This window comes from Pseudomonas sp. NFX71 (assembly GCF_048079215.1).
Taxonomy (GTDB): domain Bacteria; phylum Pseudomonadota; class Gammaproteobacteria; order Pseudomonadales; family Pseudomonadaceae; genus Aquipseudomonas; species Aquipseudomonas fluorescens_B.
This window is the reverse complement of the sequence record NZ_CP182230.1, coordinates 4,101,694-4,121,138: the sequence shown is the minus strand read 5'-3', so window position 1 is coordinate 4,121,138 and position 19,445 is coordinate 4,101,694. Positions and strand designations below refer to the sequence as shown.

16 protein-coding genes are annotated in these 19,445 nt (G+C 59.9%); 10 read left to right on the top strand and 6 right to left on the bottom strand.

Annotation, left to right across the window (positions count from 1 at the left end):
- Positions 1–257 precede the first annotated feature (257 nt).
- From ACM1ZW_RS19075 to ACM1ZW_RS19065, 3 genes are all read right to left on the bottom strand, one after another.
- Complete coding sequence (locus tag ACM1ZW_RS19075) at positions 258–3,344, bottom strand: efflux RND transporter permease subunit (RefSeq protein ID WP_017339652.1); 3,087 nt, start codon at positions 3,342–3,344, stop codon at positions 258–260.
- Positions 3,341–4,462 carry an efflux RND transporter periplasmic adaptor subunit gene (locus tag ACM1ZW_RS19070; protein WP_416739032.1) on the bottom strand — a complete coding sequence of 374 codons (1,122 nt, stop codon included), beginning with the start codon at positions 4,460–4,462 and terminating at the stop codon, positions 3,341–3,343. Before ACM1ZW_RS19070 ends, ACM1ZW_RS19075 begins: the two co-directional genes overlap by 4 nt.
- 177 nt (positions 4,463–4,639) lie before the next feature.
- Positions 4,640–5,260, bottom strand: coding sequence for a TetR/AcrR family transcriptional regulator (locus ACM1ZW_RS19065; RefSeq protein WP_017339654.1), 621 nt, complete (start codon positions 5,258–5,260; stop codon positions 4,640–4,642).
- Between the two features lie 87 nt (positions 5,261–5,347).
- Here ACM1ZW_RS19065 and ACM1ZW_RS19060 point away from each other — a divergent pair, with 87 nt between their 5' ends.
- A complete protein-coding gene (locus ACM1ZW_RS19060; protein ID WP_416739031.1) occupies positions 5,348–6,865 on the top strand; it encodes an efflux transporter outer membrane subunit in 1,518 nt (505 codons plus the stop codon).
- 242 nt (positions 6,866–7,107) lie between these two features.
- Here ACM1ZW_RS19060 and ACM1ZW_RS19055 read toward each other — a convergent pair whose 3' ends face one another.
- The 3 genes from ACM1ZW_RS19055 to ACM1ZW_RS19045 form a co-directional block, all read right to left on the bottom strand.
- Entirely contained in the window at positions 7,108–8,103 is a 996-nt protein-coding gene (locus ACM1ZW_RS19055) for an AraC family transcriptional regulator (RefSeq protein ID WP_416739030.1), read from the bottom strand.
- Between the two features lies 1 nt (position 8,104).
- Entirely contained in the window at positions 8,105–9,118 is a 1,014-nt protein-coding gene (locus tag ACM1ZW_RS19050; protein WP_017339657.1) for an AraC family transcriptional regulator, read from the bottom strand.
- Positions 9,119–9,377: 259 nt separating this feature from the next.
- Positions 9,378–10,628, bottom strand: coding sequence for an OprD family porin (locus ACM1ZW_RS19045; RefSeq protein WP_031319027.1), 1,251 nt, complete (start codon positions 10,626–10,628; stop codon positions 9,378–9,380).
- A 359-nt stretch (positions 10,629–10,987) separates the two neighbouring features.
- Here ACM1ZW_RS19045 and antA point away from each other — a divergent pair, with 359 nt between their 5' ends.
- The 9 genes from antA (at position 10,988) to ACM1ZW_RS19000 (ending at position 19,423) form a co-directional block, all read left to right on the top strand.
- On the top strand, positions 10,988–12,391 hold the full coding sequence (antA, locus tag ACM1ZW_RS19040) for an anthranilate 1,2-dioxygenase large subunit (protein ID WP_416739029.1): 1,404 nt from the start codon (positions 10,988–10,990) through the stop codon (positions 12,389–12,391).
- 2 nt (positions 12,392–12,393) lie between these two features.
- Positions 12,394–12,885 (top strand): anthranilate 1,2-dioxygenase small subunit, encoded by a 492-nt coding sequence (gene antB / locus ACM1ZW_RS19035; RefSeq protein ID WP_017339660.1) that lies wholly within the window; start codon positions 12,394–12,396, stop codon positions 12,883–12,885.
- Positions 12,886–12,904: 19 nt separating this feature from the next.
- Positions 12,905–13,927, top strand: a complete 1,023-nt coding sequence (gene antC / locus ACM1ZW_RS19030; protein WP_017339661.1) for an anthranilate 1,2-dioxygenase electron transfer component AntC — start codon at positions 12,905–12,907, stop codon at positions 13,925–13,927.
- Positions 13,928–14,031: 104 nt separating this feature from the next.
- Positions 14,032–15,192: an ABC transporter substrate-binding protein gene (locus tag ACM1ZW_RS19025; protein WP_017339662.1), complete on the top strand. Its 1,161-nt coding sequence runs from the start codon at positions 14,032–14,034 to the stop codon at positions 15,190–15,192.
- Positions 15,193–15,258: 66 nt separating this feature from the next.
- Positions 15,259–16,170, top strand: a complete 912-nt coding sequence (locus ACM1ZW_RS19020) for a branched-chain amino acid ABC transporter permease (RefSeq protein WP_017339663.1) — start codon at positions 15,259–15,261, stop codon at positions 16,168–16,170.
- Between the two features lie 10 nt (positions 16,171–16,180).
- Positions 16,181–17,197: a branched-chain amino acid ABC transporter permease gene (locus ACM1ZW_RS19015; RefSeq protein ID WP_416739028.1), complete on the top strand. Its 1,017-nt coding sequence runs from the start codon at positions 16,181–16,183 to the stop codon at positions 17,195–17,197.
- Positions 17,194–17,943 carry an ABC transporter ATP-binding protein gene (locus ACM1ZW_RS19010; RefSeq protein ID WP_416739027.1) on the top strand — a complete coding sequence of 250 codons (750 nt, stop codon included), beginning with the start codon at positions 17,194–17,196 and terminating at the stop codon, positions 17,941–17,943. The genes ACM1ZW_RS19015 and ACM1ZW_RS19010 overlap by 4 nt, the downstream gene beginning before the upstream one ends.
- Positions 17,936–18,622, top strand: coding sequence for an ABC transporter ATP-binding protein (locus ACM1ZW_RS19005; RefSeq protein WP_150631566.1), 687 nt, complete (start codon positions 17,936–17,938; stop codon positions 18,620–18,622). The genes ACM1ZW_RS19010 and ACM1ZW_RS19005 overlap by 8 nt, the downstream gene beginning before the upstream one ends.
- A 6-nt stretch (positions 18,623–18,628) precedes the next feature.
- Entirely contained in the window at positions 18,629–19,423 is a 795-nt protein-coding gene (locus tag ACM1ZW_RS19000) for an alpha/beta hydrolase (RefSeq protein ID WP_416739026.1), read from the top strand.
- The last annotated feature ends 22 nt before the right edge of the window (positions 19,424–19,445 follow it).

The following is a 19,445-nucleotide window of genomic DNA, read 5'->3' as shown; positions in this document are numbered from 1 at the left end:
ACAGCAGAAACAACTATTGCACTGAGTTCACTGCACGCTAGGTAAAAATCGCTACGGTCTGGCGAGCTCACAATCCGGCCATGCCTCAAACAACACCGCCTGCAATGACAGGCTGGAGATAGCCCGTCAAACACAGTTCTTCCCTGGAGCCAGTTGGCCGGAGCCACAAAGGGCGCAGCGGGATCAAACTGCTAAGTAATCTGGGCCAACGAGCTCATATCGATTTTCCTTTTTGAGACGATCCAGGTACGCAGGTATCAAGCAACATGAGTGTTCGCTGCAAGCTCATGCGCGGACTCAGGCTTGATCTTGAACCAGAGGGCGTACATCGCTGGCAGGAACACCAGGGTCAGCACGGTGCCAGCAAACGTACCGCCAATCAGGGTGTAGGCCAGCGTTCCCCAGAACACCGAATGGGTCAGCGGGATGAACGCCAGCATCGCCGCCAACGCCGTGAGAATCACTGGCCGTGCACGCTGCACAGTGGCTTCGACCACTGCGTCATAAGGCGACAGACCGGCTTGCTTATTAGAGTGAATCTGGCCAATGAGGATCAGCGTGTTGCGCATCAGAATCCCTGACAACGCAATCAATCCCACCAAGGCGTTGATCCCGAACGGCTGCTGGAACAGCAGCAGAATTGGCACCACACCAATCAGGCCCAAAGGCGCGGTGGCGAACACCATCATCATTGCCGACATCGAGCGCACCTGAATGATGATGGTCAGCAACATCAGCGCGATCATGATCGGGAACAACGGCAGCAATGCCTTGTTTGCCTTACCCGACTCCTCGATCGCGCCGGCAAACTCAATGCGGTAGCCCGCCGGCAGCTTTTCGATGATGGGTTGCAACTGCGTTATCAAGGCGCTGGAGACATCGGGAGGCTGAAGACCTTCAGCCACGTCACCGCGCACGGTGATGGTCGGCGTCCGATCACGACGCCGCAGGATGGGCTCCTCCATGCGCACATCCACCGCCCCTACCTGGGACAGCGACACGCGCTGGCCTTGGACGCCGGTCAGCGTGAAGGCGGCAATTTTCGACGGATCCAGACGCGTTTCACCCGCCGAGCGAGCCACCACCTGAACCGAACGAATGTCTTCACGCACCTCGGTGACAGGCACCCCCGTAAGCAGGAATTGCAGCTGTTGCGCGACATCGGTCGAGGTCAAGCCGAATGCTTGCAGGCGATCCTGATCCAGCGTGAGATGAAGTGCCGGTGCGCGCTCGCCTAAGTCGGTGTTGACGGTCCTCATCAGGGGGCTGACGCTCATGACCGCACGCACCTGCGCGGCGATATCTCGTAACACCGCGGGGTCGGCGCCCATCACCCGAAAGGCCACCGGATACGGTGAATAAGGACCAAATACCAACTGCGTCACCCGCACCCGAGCTTCAGGCGCCAAGCCATCGGCCGCCGCTTGTCTGAGGCGGAGCTTGAGCGCCTCACGCTCTTGCTGATTCGCGGTCAGGACGACGATTTTTGCGAAGGATGGATCGGGTAGTTCAGGGGCCATCGCCAAGTAGAAGCGCGGCGCGCCCTGGCCAATGTAAGCAGTGACGATCTTGGCCTCCGGCTGCTGAGCCAACCACGCCTCGACCTTGGCCGCCGCCACATCAGTCTGTTCGATAGAGGTGCCGTAAGGCATCTGCACCTCAACCAGCACCTCAGGTCGGTCGGATGTTGGAAAGAACTGCTTCTTGACCACGCCCATGCCCAGAATCGCAACAACAAACAAGCCCACGACGGATGTCGCCACCAGGCCTTTGCGGCGGATCACACTGCCCAACAGGCGCCTGAAACGCCGGTAGTTCGGTGTACCGTAAATCGCCGTATGCCCGCCTTCAGGCACCTTGATCTGCGGCAGCAGTTTGACGCCCAGGTAAGGGGTAAACACCACGGCCACCACCCAGGAAGTGATCAGCGCAATGCCAACGATCCAGAACATGTTCGCGGTGTACTCACCAGCGGTCGACTTGGCAAAACCGTTGGGCATAAAGCCGATCGCCGTCACCAACGTCCCCGACAACATCGGCGCGGCCGTGTGGCTCCAGGCATAAGCGGAGGCCTTGATTCGGTCGTAGCCCTCCTCCATCTTCACCACCATCATTTCAATGGCAATGATTGCATCGTCCACCAGCAGCCCCAGCGCCAGAATCAAAGAGCCCAGGGTAATTCGATCGAAGTCTTTGCCCGTGGCCGCCATGACAATGAACACGGCCGCCAGAGTCAGCGGCACCGCCGCGGCAACCACAACGCCGACACGCCAGCCCATGCTGAGAAAACACACCAGCAGCACCACGCCCAAGGCAGCAAAAAACTTCACCATGAACTCGTTGACGGAGGCGCCAATATTCACCGCCTGATCCGTGACCTTGGTCAGGCTCATGCCCAAAGGCATCTGCTCGTTGATCGCGGTGGCCTCAGCATCCAGCGACTTCCCCAAATCCAGGCCGTTCCAGCCATCGCGCATGACCACGCCGAGCAACAGTGCCGGCTCGCCGTTGTTGCGTACAAGGAATGTCGCGGGGTCCTCATAACCGCGCTTGACCTCAGCCACATCGGACAACTTGAGGGTTCTGCCCTGCACTGTCAGCGGGGTATTGCGAATCTTCTGCAGGTCATCAAACGCGCCATCCAGCCGGATGAAAACCTGGGGCCCCTTCGCTTCTACCGAACCGGCTGGCGTTATCATGTTTTGCGTGTTCAGCGCACTGAAGATGTCTCGTGCAGAAATGCCCAGTGTCGCCAGACGCTCGTAGGACAGCTCGACAAAAATGCGCTCGGCCTGTTCACCGATGATGTTGACCTTCTTCACACCCGCCACATGCAGCAGACGCTGGCGCAAGCTCTCGGCTTCGCGCACCAACAGACGTTGGGGCTCGCCCTTGGCCTTGAGCGCATAGAGCGCGAAGGTGACATCGGAATACTCATCATTGACCATCGGGCCGATCACCCCAGACGGCAACCCCTTCTGCTCATCCAGGATTTTCTTGCGCGCCTGGTAAAACTCCTCCTGGACCGCTGAGGGCGGCGTGCTGTCGAGCAGGTACACCGTAGTGAATGCCAAACCGGGCCGGGTAAAGGTCTCGGTCCGATCGTACCAACGCAGCTCCTGCATGCGTTTTTCCAGCTTTTCTACCACCTGGTCTTGCATCTCTTGGGCCGTCGCCCCAGGCCAGGCGGTGACCACCGTCATTTGTTTAATGGTGAATGCGGGATCTTCCGCACGCCCCAGTTTGAAGAAGGCGTACAACCCACCCACAGAAATCAGCAGGATCAAAAACAGGGTGATTGAGCGCTCGCGTACGGCCAGCGCCGAAAGATTGAAGCCGCTCATCGACTTACCTCAACCACTGAATTTTGCGGAGCATCGGCGAGTTCAGTCCTGACCTTCTCTCCCTCGCTCAGCAAGTGAGCACCCAATGCGACAACTCGATCACCCACCTGCAGATCCCCCGTCACGCGCACGCTGGCCTCATTATTCAGGCCGCGAACCTTGATCGGGCGCCATGCCACCTGCTCCGCTTCCCCGCCCACCACCCAGACCCCCGGGCCTTTACCGGCGTCGTAGAGGGCCCCCATGGGCACCTGTAATTCCTTGGCATCAGCAACATCCGTGTCAGCGATAACCACTGAGATCGTCGAACCGAGGGTGGCGTTGGAGAGTGCCCCCTCCAGCACATAACGCGCTTCAAACGTTCGGGTCTGTCGGTCGGCAGAGTCGGACAACTGGCGTAACCGCGCTTTACCTGCAGTCTGGTGCTGGCCGTATAGCTCAACCGTCGCCGCCGAGCCCAGCGCAGGACGTAGCGTCTCGGGTAACTGGATCACGGCCTCGCGCTGCCCTGAATGGGCAACGCGTACCACCACCTGCCCTGCGCCAACTACCTGCCCCGGCTCCGCCAAGGTATCCACTACCACCCCGTCAGCATCCGCCAGCAACGTCGAATAACCGGTCGCGTTTTTCGCCACATCAGCCTGGGCCTGGGCAGCGTTGAGTTGGGCTTTCGCCGAGTCGGCAGCTGCTTTGAACCCTGCGTAAGCTGAAGCAGATACCGCTCCGACGGACACCAGATCACGGTAGCGAAGCTCGTCATCGGAGGCCTGCCGAGCTCGGGCCATGGCGGCCAGTACCGCTTCCTGCTGTGCCCGCGCGGTCAGCGTCAGGTCGTTGGCATCGATTCGCATAAGTGGCTGCCCGCGCTTGACACTCTGTCCAGCATCCACCAAACGCTCCAAGACCTTCCCAGGTACCCGAAAACCGAGATCGCTCTGAACTCGGGCCGCGACGATACCGGTGAATACCCGTGCCGCAGGCGCGGAGGGTTGAACCACGCCGATGCGCACCAAGGGCACTTGAAGGCGAGGATCGGCAGGCGTGGTCTCGTTGCAGGCCGCTAGGGCAAACGGCAACAAGACAATGAAAATGGCTGACATGCGGTGGCGCTGGATCATAAAGACCTCTCGGTAGCGGATACACCATGCTTATTCAAGTGACCATTTATGTCAATAGTCACTACCGAGACGAATGAACATCGCCCACTTGATCAGAGCAAAGCAAAGAGGCTCGATATCTAGTTTTTTCAGGCGCACACGCTGATACGGATGCGCAGCGCATCCGTCAGCAGAGGTTTAAGGCATCAGGCTGCGCAGAACAAGATTGGAGATGAGAGAAGGGGCTTCTTCAACAAAATCGAGGTTGTACTGCAAGAGCAGAGGATTCATGAAAGGCCGCAGAGCGAGATGAATCGACTCTACCGTCTCGTCCAGCGGAGTCTTGCGTTCAAACTCGCCGAGCTCTCGCCCCTCACGCACGATTTGCAACACGAAGCTCTTGATCTGAGCGTCATAGACTTGTGAGCTGGGCCATCGCTCCGACGCGGCGAACGCTGCGATGTCGTAGAGTTTACGGTCGTTAAAGAACAGGCTCACACCTGTAGCGATTAAGGTTTTGACCAGGCGCCGAAAACGTTCAGTCGGCGAGATGCCGTCTACATTGATGGCTTGCTCCACTGCCGCAACGATTTCAGTCAGGCAATTTGTACAGATTGCTTCACCAATCGCCTGCTTGGATTCAAAGAATTTGTAGATGTAAGCCTTGGAAAAGCCGATGGCCTTGGCTAGGTCAGAAACCGTTGTTTTGCCATAACCATATTGACTGAAATGTTCGTTGGCCGCCGCGACAATCTGGTCTCGAATGTCGTGATCGGCTGGGCCACGGGCGCTGGGCGAAGAAACTGATGGCTGATTCATGCGAGCAGCTTACTCATCCCAAAGGTGGTTGACAACTTGTGACCAAATTGTAATATCGTCACAAACCGACCCTTTCGCAGGTATCGCATGCACCCTCCTCCTCGTTTCGCCGTTTTACTGTGTTTGGGTATGGTTGCAGGTTGCGCAGTGGGCCCCGACTACTCAAAACCCCGTGTGGAATTGCCCGAGCATTTCTCCGCGCAAACGTCCAAGGCACGACAACTGGGCGCCGCAAATGACGATCTCGCCGCTTGGTGGAACGCATTTAATGACCCAATACTCAGTCAGCTGATAAATCGAGCACTTGAACAGAACCTCGATTTAGCCCAGGCAAACGCAAGGATCGAGCAGGCTCGCGCCGGTTTGGGCGCAGCTAACGCAGCCCTCCTGCCGTCGGCTACCGTCAATGGTCAAGCGGCCCGAGCCCGTCAGTCATTGGAGACGCCGTTGGGCCAAGTGCTGAACTCAGACCCTTCCTATAATCGCTACGGCAGTGCCTATGAGGCGAACTTGAATGCCGGCTGGGAGCTGGATGTGTTTGGCGGGCTGCGCCGAGGTAAAGAAGCGGCCTTCGCCGATTATCAGGCCTCGCAAGCCGGAGCGATTGCCACACGCCTGGCAGTGGTCGCGCAAACAGCCGACCTTTACATCAGCATCCGTGGCCTGCAAGCACGCCTGGAAATTGCCCGGCAGCAAGTAGACACACGACAACAACTGCTCACCACCATCGAACATCTCTACGCAAAAGGCCTGGCGGCTGAACTGCAGTTGAACCAGACCCAAGGCGCGCTGAACCAAGCGCGGGCCACCGTGCCGGTACTGCAAGCGGGCATTGACACGGCAATGAATGCGCTGGATGTCATGTTGGGCAAGGTGCCCGGCACTTACAGTGCGCAGTTGACTAAGCTGGCGCCCATCCCTGAGGTGCCAGGCCTCTCGGATATGGGCGCTCCAGCCGACCTGCTGCGTCGGCGTCCAGACTTGATCGTCGCGGAGCGCCGTCTTGCGGCATCCAGCGCGCGCATCGGCGAAGCCATGTCCGAGTACTACCCCAAACTGTCTGTGGCTGCGCTGCTCGGCAGTGCTACATCGGTATCCAGCGCAAACCTGTTCAGCAACGGCGCCAGTCAGGCTTCGGCCGCACTGGGATTACGCTGGCGGCTGTTCGATTTTGGCCGCATCAACGCCCAGATTGATTTGGCAAAGGGCCAGGAAGCCGAAGCCTTGGCCGCTTACCGCCAGTCCGTTCTGCGGGCCTGCGAAGATGTGGAAAACGCTGTTTCGGCACGGATCAACCGCGAGCAACAATCGACCCAGCTCGCCCAGGGCGAGTCGGCGTATGCGAAAGCCAGAGCGACATCGTTTGCCGCCTATGAAAAAGGCGTGGTCAGCTTGATCGAAGTGCTGGATGCCAATGAACATCTCCTAGCGGCATCTGATGGCAGAGCCCAGGCACAAACTGAATCGGCTCGCGCTGCAGTGGCCACGTTCAAAGCATTGGGCGGCGGTTGGCAGCGAGATGACTCAGATGCGCGCGTTGTCTCAAAAAGAGCGGAAACTCGAATGTTTTTTCCTGATCCAGGGATATCGAAAGAACTCCAATAAAATACGGGCTGGATTAGGATAATCGTAGGGATATATATACTAAAAAACAGAATAATTTCATTGTAGAACAAATGCTTATTATTCTGTTCGAGTCCAGGTCGTGAGCCAGACAAGGTTCAGAGAATGCTTTCAAAATCTCTGAACACCAAAAACCCGCCTTAATGGCGGGTTTTTTCATTTCGGCATGATTATTCAGAAATCTTGGCCTGCAACAGGCCAACCGGAATCGCCCCTCACCCCTCTCATGCCTGAGACCTCATCGTCTGCTTCGGCAACTCTCCAAAGCGCTGCCGATAGTAATTGGCAAACCGCCCCACATGCCCGAACCCGAACTCCAGCGCTACCTCGGTCACGCTGGTGTGCGGTCTCGCCAGCAAGTACTCCCTGGCGGCTTCAAGCCGTAATCCGCGCAAGCGGACCATCGGACTTTGGCCGTATTCGCGTTGGCATAAGGTGTTCAAGCTGCGAATACTCACCCCGCCAGCAACCGCCAGTTCAGCCAGGGAGATGCCTTGAACAAGGTGCTCGCGCATACAGGCGTCGATTTTTTGCAGTTGACGGGAGGGCTGCCGCGGCAAAGGCGACTCTTGTTGAGCAACGCCACAATGGCTGAGCAGAAACAGAGGCAGGCTTTGCTCCAGATGCTGCAACCAGCGTGAAGGCGGTGCACTCGATTCGCCCTCGGGCAAGTGCTCCAGCAACTCGCTGACCAGACGAAACCAGCGCACCGCCAGTGGCCGTTCCAGACGGCTGACCGGCGCTAACGTGAAGCCCGACGGCAAGTCATCGGCCAGCGCATTCTGGCTGGCATCGAGCAATGCCCGTGGCAGTTTGAGGATCAGTTGCTCGCAACCCTCCTCCCACACCACTCGAGCCTGCTTGCGCGGAGACAGGATCGCTACTTCTCCCGGGCTGACGTCATAGCCCATGCCGTCGGACTCGAGAGTGGCACTGCCTCGCAGCGGCATTTGTACCAGCACGAAATCTTCGAAAGGCTGTGGCCGGATTTCTACCTGGCCGCCGTAACGCAGCGCATACAGTTCGCAACTGGCGACCTGGCCGCGATAGAACGCCGTATCGACGCCACCCCGCGGCCAATCCAGCTCATGTTCCACCAGCGCCTGCCCCATCAAACGCTGGGTTTCCAGCGCCGAGCGACTGGTGAAGACCGGCTCGCGGCACATCAGCGATAGGTTCAGGCCCACGCTGTTGGCGGTGGCCGCGTGGAAAGTCGTCATGTCAAAGCGACCGGTTGCGACGGGCTTCGCTGCGCTGCAAAGTGGCACTGGGCGTTTCGTTGAACAGCTTGCGGTACTCGCTGGCGAACCGGCCCAGATGCGAAAACCCCCAGCACATCGCGATCACGGAGATGTTGCGCACCGAGGCGTCTTCGAGGATTTCCTGGCGAACGGCGCCGAGGCGAAACTTTTTCAGGTAAGCCATGGGTGAGACGCCCATGTGCTTGCGAAAGCCTTCGAACAGTTTGAAGCGGGATACACCCGCCGCCGCCTCGATGTCCTCCAGGTGGATGTCTTCGCGGGCGTTGCTTTCTATGAAATCCTTTGCGCGCACCAGGTAATACGGCAACTTGACGCCCAGTTGATCACGAAGTTCGGCGCTGTAGTTATTGGGCTGGGAAAGGATGAGCCCCTTGATCAGCGCGCTTTCGATATCGCGGGTGAAAAACACCTGACTGAACAGGTCGTGACCGCGCTCCAGCTCATCGATGTAGTAACGGGCCAGCCGCCACCAGGAGGCAGAGGCGCCGTTGACCGCATCCATCACCGGCTCGAACTTCAGCGGCATTTCCAACGGGCGTTGCAGCATGCCTTCCAGTGTCTGGCGCATGGCCATGCGGGTGATCACCACGGAGATCTTGTGACAGTCACCGGCCATGCTCAGTGTCTGGGTTTCGTGCGGTGTCACGATCAGTCCCTGATCCTGATTGGAGTACAACCGACGGCCATCCTTGACCAACTCCTGCTCGCCGCGAATCGGCAGGCTGAGGCTGTAGCAATTGAGGTGTTCGGCATCCTCGACGCCAATGGTCACGTCTGTGCCGTATTCCATCCGGCCCAAGGTCGTGGACATGGATTTGAAGACATTGGCCTTGTGGTGAAACTGAATCCGGTTCGGCTGCGAGGTCTGCAGTTCGTGCGGCCCGCAAATGCCGGCCATCCACGCCCGGGCACCAGCCAGGTCGTAGCGATCTATGCGGATATCTCGAAACTGGACAACATTTGGTTCGGTCATGACGGTGCACCCACGGCAATGAACATCGACACGCTCTTCGGCGCGTATTCTCATTGGATTTGCAAGGGCTATGCCCAGCCGGTGCGAACAGGCGAAATCCGCACTTTTCGGCCAGTAATCGGAAACTATGTGGATATCGAACGCGTTGCGCGGCCTTGACGCGCACAGCGATGGTGCCAAGAGCGGTCGACGCAATGGGTAAAACGCTACCCGATGCGTCACTTCCGCGCGCAACCGCGTCCGATTTCAGGGCAGGACGTTACCAAAATTTCCAGGTGTAAGTCGTGATCAGGCGGTTTTCCACCCAGTCATTGCCGTGGCTGAATTTGGCGACGACGTTGCCGGCCTCCACGCCCACGCCTTTGAGCGGACCGCTTTGCACCACGTAAGACAGCACCAGGTTGCGCTCCTGCTCCGCTGCCTGGCTGAGGTTGTCACCGCGGTCCACCGAACTGCCTTTCAAGTATCGGGTCATGAAACTCAGGCCCGGCAGACCCATGGCGGCAAAGTCGTAGTCATAACGCAGTTGCCAGGATTTTTCGTTGGGCTTGATGAACGCCACCCGCGACCAGTTCACCAGGAACGGTTGCGGCACATAACCGCCCAGTGTCGGGAAGTTGCTGTCGCCGAGCATGCGCTGGTATCCCACGCCGAATCGGTGACCGCCCTTTTTCAGCGATGTCATGGCGCCATAGGAACGGTTGTCAATGTCGCCGTAGAGAGCGTCGCCGTCTTCGCTGTTGTTGAAGTAACGCAGGTCAGTCTTCAGCGCATAGCCGTCGCCCAGGTCTGCCAGATGGGTGATGCCCAGGTAGTGCTGCTGGTAGATGTCTTCCAGTTGCGCGTAGAAGTAAGTACCGGTCAGCGACGGAGTGAAAGCATAACTGGCACCGGCAAGGTTGAGCCCGTCACTGCCGTGGCGCACACCCGAGCCGGTCTGCAGGTACAGTTTTTCGTAGTTGGAGGAGTTACGCGCACCGATCTGCGTCAGCCGCCCGGCGGTCAATGTCAGGCCGTCGATTTCCTTGGATTCGAGCAGACCACCGCGATAGGTCGTGACCAACTGGCGTGAATCATCAATGATCACCACCGGCAGTAACGGCCGCAGTTCACCGACTTTCAGCTCGGTTTTCGAATAGCGCATTTTCAGCGTCGCCCCGCCACGGCCATACTCATCGGCCTGCTCCTGACGGCTTCGGCTGTAAGGGATGATGGAGTCATCGCCGCGCCCGCCACCGCCATCCAGTCTGTAGGCATACTGCACCTCGGCATCCAGGCCGAACTGCACCGGGCCTTCGGTATAGCCGGAGGCGAAACGCAGGTCGAAACCCTGAGTCCAACTGCCCACCCGTGAATGGGGTGGGTTGTCCTGCTTGAAATCCCGATCGATGTAAAAGTTGCGGGTACCCAGTGTGAGCCGGCTGTCAGAGACCACGTCGGCCTGCGCCAGTATTGGCGTCAACAAGCCAACTGTTTGAATCCCTCGAACTAACCACGTTTTATGCAACATATTATTTCTTCCCCCTGCCGCGTTTAGAGCAACACATGAATAGAAGGCACTTCTGGTTAAAACCAGGGCCATGAGTAATGGCAGTTTCCAGTGACCTGCAGCGAGACACTCTGGTGGTGCTTCGATTGAAATTAAGCCGCAACAAGTTCCCCAGCGGCTATCCCGTTACTGGAAGACAATTAGCCGTTTGCTCAGCCTTCATATGCGACACAACCCAGTGTTTACGGGATAAAACCACCAGCAACCCAAGATCAAGGCTTATTTTCCGGATGGGTTTCCACTAATAAGCGGATAGACCCTGTCCATCGCCACGTCATTTAATGAAGGCGTGAATTAGCCCATTGGCCGAGGACTGGGATATGACAACTGCACGAAGTATCGAACAGTGGAAAAGTTATATAGAAAGTTGCCTGGACTTCCGTCCGGAAGACGGTGTTTATCGCATCGCTCGCGATATGTTTACCGACCCGGAATTGTTCAATCTGGAAATGGAACTGATCTTCGAGAAGAACTGGATTTACGCCTGCCATGAAAGCGAGATCGCCAATAATCACGACTTCATGACCCTGCGTGCCGGCCGCCAGCCGCTGATCATCACCCGCGACGGTGAAGGTCGTCTCAACGCCTTGATCAACGCCTGCCAACACCGTGGCACCACCCTTACCCGCGTTGGCAAGGGCAACCAGTCAACCTTTACGTGCCCCTTCCACGCCTGGTGCTACAAAAGCGACGGCCGGCTGGTAAAGGTCAAGGCGCCGGGCGAATACTCCGAAGGCTTCGACAAGGCTACCCGCGGCCTGAAGAAGGCTCGTATTGAAAGCTATAACGGCTTCGTGTTCGTCAGCCTCGACGTGGAGGGCACCGACACCCTGGAAGACTTCCTCGGTGACGCCAAGGTGTTCTTCGACATGATGGTGGCGCAGTCTCCTACCGGCCAGCTCGAAGTGCTGCCAGGCAAGTCGGCCTACACCTACGACGGCAACTGGAAATTGCAGAACGAGAACGGCCTGGACGGTTACCACGTCAGCACCGTCCACTACAACTACGTGGCCACCGTGCAGCACCGCCAACAGGTCAACGCCGAGAAAGGCCTGAATTCCAGCGACACCCTGGACTACAGCAAGCTGGGGGCCGGCGACAAGGAAACCGACGACGGCTGGTTCGCTTTCAACAACGGCCACAGCGTTCTGTTCAGCGACATGCCCAACCCTGCCGTGCGCCCGGGCTACGCCACCATCATGCCGCGCCTGGTCAAGGAACACGGCCAGGGCAAGGCCGAGTGGATGATGCACCGCCTGCGTAATCTGAACGTCTACCCGAGCATGTTCTTCCTCGACCAGATCAGCTCGCAGCTGCGCATCATCCGCCCGCTGGCCTGGAACAAGACCGAGATCAACAGCTTCTGCCTGGGCGTGGTCGGCGAGTCGGACGCCGATCGGGAAAACCGCATTCGTCAGTTCGAAGACTTCTTCAACGTATCCGGCATGGGCACCCCCGATGACCTGGTGGAGTTCCGTGAAGCCCAGCGTGGCTTCCAGGCTCGCCTGGAACGCTGGAGCGACATTTCCCGCGGCCAGGGCAAATGGGTCGAAGGCGCTACCCGCAACAGCGAAACCATTGGCATCGCCCCGGCGCTGACGGGCACTGAGTTCACCCATGAAGGCCTGTACGTCAACCAGCACGCTAACTGGCAGCGCTTTTTGCTGGAGGGCCTGGCGCGCAAGGCGGCCGAACAACAACCGTTGAAACTGCGTGAGGTGTGAACATGAATTCGCAACTGCAATACCGCGTCGAGCAATTTCTCTACCGCAACGCCGAGGCTTGCGATGCCCAGGACTGGGACACCTACCTGGCCATGTTCAGCGATGACAGCGAATTCCACCTGCCGCAATGGGATTCGGAGCACGTCTACACCACCGACCCGAAAAAAGGCATGTCGCTGATCTACTACCCCAACCGGGGTGGCCTGGAAGACCGGGTGTTCCGCATTCGCACCGGCAAGGCGGCATCGACCATCCCGATGCCGCGCACCCTGCACCTGATCAGCAACGTGCGAATCGCGCCGCTGCAGGATGATGAGCTGGAGGTCCGGGTCAACTGGAGCACCCTGTACTACCGCATGCAAACCGCCGAGCAGTTCTTCGGCCGCGCGACCTACCGCCTGCGCCCCGACGGCGAGAGCTGGAAGATCGCCCGCAAACACGCAGTGCTGCTCAACGACACGATCAACTCAGTGCTCGATTTCTACCATCTCTGAACCCTGCGGATTAACGCTCATGACGTACAAGGTCGCCTTCAGTTTCGCCGATGGCAAAACACTCTTCTGCAACGTGCAGAACAATGAAATCCTGCTCGACGCGGCCCTGCGCAGCGGAATCAAGATTCCGTTGGACTGCCGCGAAGGGGTTTGCGCGACCTGCCAGGGCCGCTGCGAATCCGGGCAGTACACTCAGGACTATGTGGACGATGAAGCACTGTCGGCCAGTGACCTGGCCGAGCGCAAGGTGCTGACCTGCCAGACGCGTGTGCAGTCCGACGCCGCCTTCTACTTCGACTTCGATTCCAGTCTCTGCGGCAGCAGCGGCCCGAGCAGTCTGCAAGGCACCGTAAGCGAAGTGCGACAGGTATCCCCGACCACCGCCATCGTGCATGTGGAAGTCGGTGCAGCGGGTGCGGCGCTCGACTACCTGCCAGGCCAGTACGCGCGCCTGCAAGTACCGGGTACCGAGCATCGGCGCTCGTATTCCTTTGCCTGCGCGCCGGGCAGCAGCAACCTGCAGTTCCTCATTCGCTTGCTGCCCAGCGGCGTGATGACCGATTACGTTCGCGATCGTTGCCAGGTCGGTGACGTGATCCACATGGAAGCACCGCTGGGTGCTTTCTACTTGCGTCATATCGACCGCCCGCTGGTGATGGTGGCCGGCGGCACCGGGCTGTCGGCGTTCCTGGGCATGCTCGACCAGATCGCCGACCAGCACGGCTGCGGCCATCCGGTGCATCTGTACTACGGCGTGCGCGAGGCTGCGGACCTGTGCGAGGTTTCGCGCATCGAGGCCTATGCCGCACGCATCCCCGGGTTCCGTTTCACGCCCGTGGTCAGCAATCCCAACCCCGACTGGCCGGGCAAGACCGGCTATATCGCCGAACACCTGGAGTTGGCCGAGCTGCGCGACCAGCCGTTCGACCTGTACCTGTGCGGCCCGCCGCCGATGGTCGAGTCGATCAAGGACTGGCGACAGCAGCAAGGCCTGGATCAAAGCCGCCTTTATCTGGAGAAGTTCACCGAGAGCAACAGCTGACACGGCACCCCATAACAACAATCAATCGGCCCGACCGAACACTGAATCACTGCCCTCATCGATATCCACCGTGCGTTGGCACGACCTACTTCATAGGCCGCCTCATGAAAAACCTGGTATTGCGTGCATGTCTGGCAACCTCCCTCTGTGCAGCGACGGCTGCCCAGGCCGTGGAGCCTGTCCGAATCGGCTTCATCACCACCCTCTCCACCCCCGCCGGCTACCTGGGCGAAGACTCGCGGGACGGCTTCCAGCTGGCGATCGATCAGGAGGGCGGCAAGCTCGGCGGGGTGCCGGTGCAACTCATTGTGGAAGATGACGGACTGCAACCGGCCAAGGCCAAGCAGATCGCCGACCGCATGAGCCTGGACGGTATTTCGCTGTACACCGGGGTGATTTTTTCCAACGTGCTGGCGGCCGTGATCAACACCGCCACCAAGGACGGTTTCTACGTCAGCAACAACACTGCGCCCTCGACCCTGGCCGGTGAAAAGTGCATGGCCAACTACTTCGTCGCCTCCTACCAGAACGACACCCCGCACGAGATGGCCGGTGTCGCCGCCAACGAGCTGGGCTACAAGAAGATGGTGATTCTGGCGCCCAACTATCAGGGCGGCCGTGACGCACTGGCCGGTTTCAAGCGCACCTTCAAGGGCGAAGTGACCGAGATCTACACCAAGCTCAACCAGCTCGACTTCTCGGTGGAACTGGCGCGCGTGCGTGCGCTGGCGCCGGATGCGATCTTCCAGTTTCACCCGGGCGGCGGCGGCATCAACTTCGCCAAGCAGTACGGCGGTTCGGGCCTGTCGGCGCAAATCCCAATGGTGGTGCCGGTGTTCTCCATGGATGAACGCATGCTTGCCGCCACCGGCGATGTGGCCAAGGGCACCAACATCGTCACCCTGTGGAACCCGCAATCGGACAACCCGGCCAACCAGGCCTTCGTCAAAGCCTTCACCGAGAAATACAAGCGCGCCCCGACGGTGTATGCCGCCCAGACCTACGACACGGCACGACTGATCGGCGCCGCCCTGAAGACCTCCCAGGGCAATCTGAAAGACCAGGCGGCCTTCCGCTCGGCCATGAAGAACGTCAAGTTCGACTCCATTCGCGGTGACTTCAGCTTCGCCCAGAACCAGCACCCGGTGATCGACTGGTACCTGCTGCAAGTACAGGCCGGCGCCGACGGCAAGCTGATCGAAGTGCCGATCAAGACGCTCGCGACCCGCCACGTCGACAGCTACGCCGCTCAATGCTCGATCTGACCGGCACCTGAGCCCCCGTCCTCGCCCTGCAGAAACCTGCAGGGCGTTTTCATGAGGAACGCAGTCATGTTATTGCTCGAACAGATTCTCAACGGCCTGCAATACAGCGCCTTGCTGTTTCTGCTGGCCTCGGGCCTGACCCTGATTTTCGGCATCATGGGCGTGATCAACCTCGCCCACGGTGCCTTTTACATGGTCGGCGCCTTCTGTGCCGCCTACACCGCCATGGCGACCGGCTCGTTCTGGCTGGGCGGCCTGGCCGCGCTGATCGGCTCGGCCTGCTATGGCGCGCTGATTGAAACGTCGATCATGCGTCACCTCTACAAACGCGATCACCTGGATCAGGTGCTGGCGACGCTGGCCGTGGTGTTTTTCAGCAACGAACTGCTGACCCTGATCTTCGGTCGCAGCCCACCGGCGATGCCCACGCCCGAGTGGTATTCCAGTTTTGTCCAAGTGCTGCCGGGATTGATGTACCCGGTCAGCCGACTGCTGTTCATCGCCGCAGGGCTGGTGGTGGCGGTCGGCATGTGGCTGCTGATCAACCACACGCGCCTCGGCATGCTGATTCGCGCCGGTGCCGACGACCATGAAATGGTCGGCGCGCTGGGCGTCAACATCGCTCGACTGTACACCCTGGTGTTCGTCTTCGGCTGCGTACTGTGCGGCCTGGCCGGCTTCATGGCTGCACCGCTGCTGTCGGTGGAAATCGGCATGGGCGAAAAGATCCTGATCACTACCTTCGTGGTCATCGTCGTCGGCGGTGTCGGTTCGGTGCGCGGTGCGCTGGTCGGGGCCCTGCTGATCGGCATGGTCGACAGCCTGGGCCGTGCCTACATTCCGCCGCTGCTGGACCAACTGCTGCCCAGCGAAACCAGCGGCACCCTGAGCGCCGGGCTGATTTCCGCCAGCGCCTACATCGTCATGGCCCTGGTGCTGCTGGTGCGTCCGCGCGGCCTGCTGCCGGCCCGTGCCTGAGGAGAACGCTATGTCACCACGCCTTATCATTGACCTTGCGTGCCTGGCGACCTTTGCCTGCATGCCGCTGCTGGCCCACTGGCTGCACGAACCCTACCTGGTCAGCTTCTTCACCCGCCTTGCGATCTACGGCATGGCGGCCATCAGCCTGGACTTGCTGATCGGCTACGGCGCCATGGTCAGCTTTGGCCATGCGGCGTTCTTCGGACTGGGCGGTTACATCGTCGGCATCGTTGCCTTCCACACGTCACAAGGCATGCCGCTGTGGGGCTGGGAAGGCAGCAACAGCGCGCTGGTGGTGTGGCCTCTGGCCCTGCTGGTATGTGCGTTGCTTTCGTTGCTGGTGGGTTATCTGTCGCTGCGTACCAGCGGCGTGCAGTTCATCATGATCACCCTCGCGTTCGGCCAGATGCTCTACTTCGTGCTCGGCTCGCTGTCGCTGTACGGCGGTGACGACGGCATCCTGCTCAACGAGCGCAATACCCTCGGCGCACTGGACCTGGGCGACGCCAACCACTTCTACTACCTGTGCGTAGCGCTGCTGACCGGTTGGTTGCTGTTGTGCCGACGACTGGTCAATTCGCGTTTCGGTTTTGTTCTACGCGGGCTCAAGCAGAGCGAGCGGCGCAGCGTCAGCCTGGGCCTCAAACCCTTGCGCTATCGCCTGACGGCCTTTGTGATCGCGGGCACCGGCGGTGGCCTGGCGGGAATTCTGTGGGCCAACTACGCGCTGTTCGTCAGCCCCGACATGGGCGCCTGGCACAAGTCCGGCGAGTTGATGGCGATGGTGATCCTCGGCGGCGTCGGCACCCTGCTCGGCCCGCTGCTGGGCGCGGCCACCTACCTGGGCCTTGAACAAGTGCTGAGCCAGTGGACCGAACACTGGATGCTGATTTTCGGCCCGCTGTTGTTGCTGGTGGTGCTGTTCGGCAAAAAAGGCGTTTACGGACTGCTGCTGAGCTTGCTGCAGCGCAAACCGAACGTGGTTGCCGTCAAATCGAACACCACCGTGGAGGCACGCCCATGAGCGCAAAACTGTCGATTCAGGATTTGCACAAGGCCTTCGGTGCGGTGAAAGCCACCAACGGCGCCAGCCTTGAACTGGCCGAAGGCGAGTTGCACGCCATCATCGGCCCGAACGGCGCCGGTAAATCCACGCTGATCGCGCAGATCGCCGGGGAAGTTTTCCCAGACCATGGCCAGATCCATCTCAATGGTCAGGACATCACCCGCGTACCAGCCTGGCAGCGGCCGCGCCTGGGACTTGCGCGGGCATTCCAGGTCAGTCAGCTGTACACCGAGTTCACCCTGCTGGAGAACGTCGCCCTGGCTATCGCCGCTCGTGACGGCAAGACGTTCGGCATGTGGCGTCCGCTGAGCCGCGACACTCGCCTGCTGGAACCGGCGCTGGGCTACTTGCGGCAAGTGGGCCTGGGCGCTCGCGCGCAAGACCCGGTCCACGAGCTTTCCCATGGCGAACGACGGCAACTGGAGATCGCACTGGCACTGGCTCAGGAAGCATCGGTGCTATTGCTCGACGAGCCGATGGCCGGGATGGGGGCCGACGAATCCGCGCGCATGACCGAGTTGCTGCACAGCCTCAAGGGCCGCTACGCAATCCTGTTGGTGGAACATGACATGGACGCGGTTTTCGCCCTCGCCGACCGTATCACTGTGCTGGTCTACGGTCAGACGGTGCTGACCGGCAGCGTCGAACAAGTGCGCAACGACCCGCAAGTGCGGGCCGCCTACCTGGGAGAAGAACATGCTTGAGGTTCAAGGCTTGAAAGCGGGCTATGGCTTGAGCCAGGTGTTGTTCGACATGCACCTGAGTATCGAGCAAGGCCAGGTGGTGTCGTTGATCGGCCGCAACGGCATGGGCAAGACCACCACGGTCAAATCGATCATGGGGTTGCTCAAGCCCAGTGCCGGCAGCATCCGTATCAACGGCACGGAAATGCGTGGTGCTGCGCCCTATCGCATCGCCAAGGCCGGCCTGGGACTGGTGCCGGAAGGCCGCCGCGCCTTCGGCACCCTGAGTGTGCGGGAAAACCTGCTGGCCACCGCCACGCGGGGCAAGTGGGACCTGGCGCGGGTCTATGAACTGTTCCCGCGCCTGCTGGAGCGACAGGACCAGCTGTCTCGCACCCTGTCCGGTGGCGAGCAACAAATGCTGGTGGTGGGCCGCGCGCTGCTGACCAACCCCAGCCTGTTGATTCTCGACGAAGCCACTGAAGGCCTGGCCCCCATCATCCGCGAGCAGATCTGGCGTTGCCTGGCCACCCTCAAGGCCGAGGGTGAGACGATTCTGGTGATCGACAAGAACCTCAAGGAAATGGCTCGGGTAGTTGACCGTCATCACATCATTGAGAAAGGACGGCAGGTCTGGGATGGCACGCCTGTGGAGCTCGCGGCTCAACCCGAACTGTCGCAACGCTACCTGGGAGTGTGAGCAGCCATGGACCTCGATCAGGCTTACAACAACGTCGCAGCAGTGGGTGATTTTCCACAGATCATGCAGCGTTTTCGCCATCGCAGCGCCGAGACCTATGCGAGTCACGCCTGGCAACGTGGCATGTCCTATGGCGATGCCCCGCGCGAGCGTTTCGACTGGTACGCCCACGCGGATGCCGGGGCGCCGACGCTGCTGTTCATTCATGGCGGTTACTGGCAGGCCTCGGACAAGGACGACTACGCCTTTATCGCCGAGGGGCTGATCGAGGCCGGCTTCAACGTCGGACTGCTCGAGTACACCCTGGCGCCCGAGGCGAACATGAGCACCATCGTCGGGCAGATCGCCAAGGCACTGGACCACCTGATGGCGCACCGTGAAGCCTTGAACATCGGTCGACAGGTGGTGCTTTGCGGGCACTCGGCGGGAGGCCATCTGACCGCGCTGCATCGCCGACATCCGCTAGTGACCCTGGCCCTGCCGATCAGCGGCCTGATGGAGCTCGACCCCATCAGCCGCTGCTGGTTGAACGACAAGCTGCAACTGAGCAAAGAGGATATCCAGCGCTTTAGCCCGCAAAGGCTGATCGGCGATGGAGCACCGTTGCTGGTGACCGTGGGCGCGAATGAATTGCCGGAGTTGATTCGACATTCGCGCGAGTATGCCAGTGCCTGTCGCGAGGCCGGGCAGACCGTGAGCCTGGTCGAACTTGCAGGGTGTCATCACTTCGCTGTGCTGGACGATCTGGCCCAGGCGGATGGCGAACACTTGCGAGCCCTGCTTGTGCACCTCAAGCGTTAGCCTGCCTGCAGGAGCGCGCTCG